Source organism: Oceanobacillus sp. CF4.6, assembly GCF_051262635.1.
Lineage (GTDB): Bacteria > Bacillota > Bacilli > Bacillales > Amphibacillaceae > Oceanobacillus.
Map to the genome: position 1 here is coordinate 1 of NZ_JBIMEX010000028.1, position 2,509 is coordinate 2,509.

Genomic DNA, 2,509 nt, shown 5'->3' on the forward strand with positions numbered 1-2,509 from the left:
TATTGGTGACCCGTACGGGAATCGAACCCGTGATACCGCCGTGAAAGGGCGGTGTCTTAACCGCTTGACCAACGGGCCATGAATTGAATAAGGATGTCCATTCATCCATCCACGTTTGTAATAACCTGTCGCAGACTGACGAATTTTATTATAACCAGGATATATAACTTTGTAAAGGGGAAAATGATATATTTATTTATTTTTATTAAAATTGACCAGCAAACCGCGCAGCAATAGGGTCAATTGTCATATTCGTAATATTGTAAATCGATTTCCTCTTTTGAAAAATGATTATACACAATATTAATAGCATGAATAACTAAAAGTTATGGTTTCAATACCTGGTCCTAATAGGTTATAATATATAAAAGAAATAAAATGTGGAGGTATACTATGTCAGGTCTATTGCAAGGAAAAAATGTAGTAATTATGGGTGTAGCAAACGAAAGAAGTATTGCTTGGGGTATAACAAAGTCATTACATAACGCAGGAGCAAACCTGATTTTTACAAATAGACAAGAAAGATCATACCAAAAATTAGTAAAATTATTAGAGAAACATGACATTCAGGCAGAATTAATTGTAGCTTGTGATGTTGCAAGTGATGAAAGTATTCAACAAGCATTTAGTGAAATAAAAGAAAAAGTCGGAACCATTCATGGATTGGTTCATTCTGTAGCCTTTGCTAACCGCGAGGAACTAAAGGGTGAATACGCAAACACTTCACGAGAAGGGTTCTTAGTGGCACAGGAAATCAGTGCTTACTCACTTGTTGCTGTTACAAAGGCAGCGAAGGAAGTAATGACTGAGGGAGGAAGCATTGTTACGCAAACCTATTTGGGGGCTGAACGTGTTATTCCGAACTACAATGTAATGGGAGTAGCCAAAGCTTCTCTCGAGGCTAGTGTAAGATACTTAGCCGAGGATGTAGGTAAATATGGCATTCGTGTCAACGCTGTTTCTGCAGGCCCTATTCGTACATTATCTGCTAAGGGAGTCTCCGGCTTTAACGAAAAAGCCAATGTAATAGTTGAAAAAGCCCCCCTTAGACGGAATGTCGATCAAGATCAAGTTGGTGATGCTACACTATTCTTTATTAGTGAACTTTCTCGCGGAGTTACAGGAGAGGTTTTACATGTGGATTCCGGCTTTCATATTATCGGAGGATAATCACAAACAAATAAAAAACGATTTGCTGTGTTGAAAGCAGCAAATCGTTTTTTATTTAAATCAACTTTAGCAGGATGAAATGGACAAATATGCCTTGGTAGAATTAGAAGGGCTTTTCATACACCGCTCAAGCTGAATGCTTCATTAGGACCTTTTAAAACTGCTTTCTTGAAAATGGCAAAAACAGTTTAATTCCTCTTTTGTTAACAGGGAATACCTTCATATCTGCAAATAGATGGCTTATATAGCCAAGTATACATGTCACAAAAACTCCATCAAGTACCAGTGATTTTTCTAAAGAAGACGCTATCACACCAAAAAAGATGATACCCAGTATAGAATGTGTATAACTTCGATGGGAAACAAATGAGGCTATAATGATATAGATGCCTAATAACCATATCCAATTTTCCTCTAATGCTTGGCCACCAACAAGAACACCAATACCTGTTATCGTAAGCATACGTCTTTGCCTGATTAAAGATGAAATAATAATAATTGAAATTCCAGCACCTACTCCAATCCACTTTTCCATCCCAATACCAGTAAAAAGGCTATATGCGATTATAAAGATGGCTATAGATCGAGACACTATTTGAAGGAATTTCTTAGAAAATGTAATTCGGTTACTGAGCTTTCCATCAATATCCAAATCAGGTACTAATCCAGATACAGTCCCAATAGCTACTAAGAGAGACATCGATGCTAAATCTGTTTGATATATGCTTGCTGTCATTAAACCTGTTGTTGCTCCGATTAATGCATGTGTAGTTCCTTCCACTCTTTTCACCTGTTTCTAAGTTTTATTTCAACTTACTATCCTAAAATAAAACATCACTCTAATGAGTAGACACTCGGATGCTTTCCCAAAATAAAAAAGGATTACCATTACGGCAATCCCTTACTATTAAGCTTCCAATCCGATTCGAACGGACGACCCCTTCCTTACCATGGAAGTGCTCTACCTGCTGAGCTATGGAAGCAAAAAAAGGCTCCACAGGTAGGATTCGAACCTACGACCGATCGGTTAACAGCCGATTGCTCTACCACTGAGCTACTGTGGAATAATATAACTTAGCATATTGCATTCAAATTCATAAATTAATATGCCACAAACCACAAATAATATCCATTAAATTATTTATTTAATACATATTTATATTAAAAAAGCTGCCTGGCGGCGTCCTACTCTTGCAGGGGCAAAGCCCCAACTACCATCGGCGCTGAAGAGCTTAACTTCTGTGTTCGAGATGGGAACAGGTGTGACCTCTTCGCTATTGCTACCAGACAACGATTTTAATTAAGATATTATTTATACCTTAAAAACTAAATAAGAGTA

At 37.4% G+C, this 2,509-nt stretch carries 2 protein-coding genes, 3 tRNA genes and 1 rRNA gene; 1 reads left to right on the forward strand and 5 read right to left on the reverse strand.

All coding sequences use genetic code 11. The features are described from left to right. Positions 1 to 3: 3 nt before the first annotated feature. Positions 4 to 78 (reverse strand) — tRNA-Glu (locus ACHABU_RS20600). A gap of 315 nt (positions 79 to 393) precedes the next feature. Between ACHABU_RS20600 and fabI the strand changes: the two genes are divergently transcribed. Then, positions 394 to 1,170 (forward strand): enoyl-ACP reductase FabI, encoded by a 777-nt coding sequence (gene fabI / locus ACHABU_RS20605; RefSeq protein WP_435766830.1) that lies wholly within the window; start codon positions 394 to 396, stop codon positions 1,168 to 1,170. A 154-nt stretch (positions 1,171 to 1,324) separates the two neighbouring features. Here the strand turns inward: fabI and ACHABU_RS20610 are convergent, their stop codons facing one another. From ACHABU_RS20610 to rrf, 4 genes are all read right to left on the reverse strand, one after another. Continuing rightward, the gene (locus ACHABU_RS20610; RefSeq protein WP_435766831.1) at positions 1,325 to 1,951 is read right to left on the reverse strand and encodes a metal-dependent hydrolase; all 627 of its coding nucleotides are present in this window, start codon (positions 1,949 to 1,951) and stop codon (positions 1,325 to 1,327) included. Positions 1,952 to 2,080: 129 nt separating this feature from the next. After that, a tRNA-Thr gene (locus tag ACHABU_RS20615) sits at positions 2,081 to 2,153 on the reverse strand. Positions 2,154 to 2,162: 9 nt separating this feature from the next. Next, positions 2,163 to 2,234 (reverse strand) — tRNA-Asn (locus ACHABU_RS20620). A gap of 108 nt (positions 2,235 to 2,342) precedes the next feature. Next, positions 2,343 to 2,458, reverse strand: a 5S ribosomal RNA gene (rrf, locus tag ACHABU_RS20625). Between the last annotated feature and the right edge of the window lie 51 nt (positions 2,459 to 2,509).

Coding starts and splice junctions, on each gene's coding strand:
- fabI (WP_435766830.1), top strand. CDS start 394: ATGTCAGGTCTATTGCAAGGAAAAAATGTAGTAATTATGGGTGTAGCA.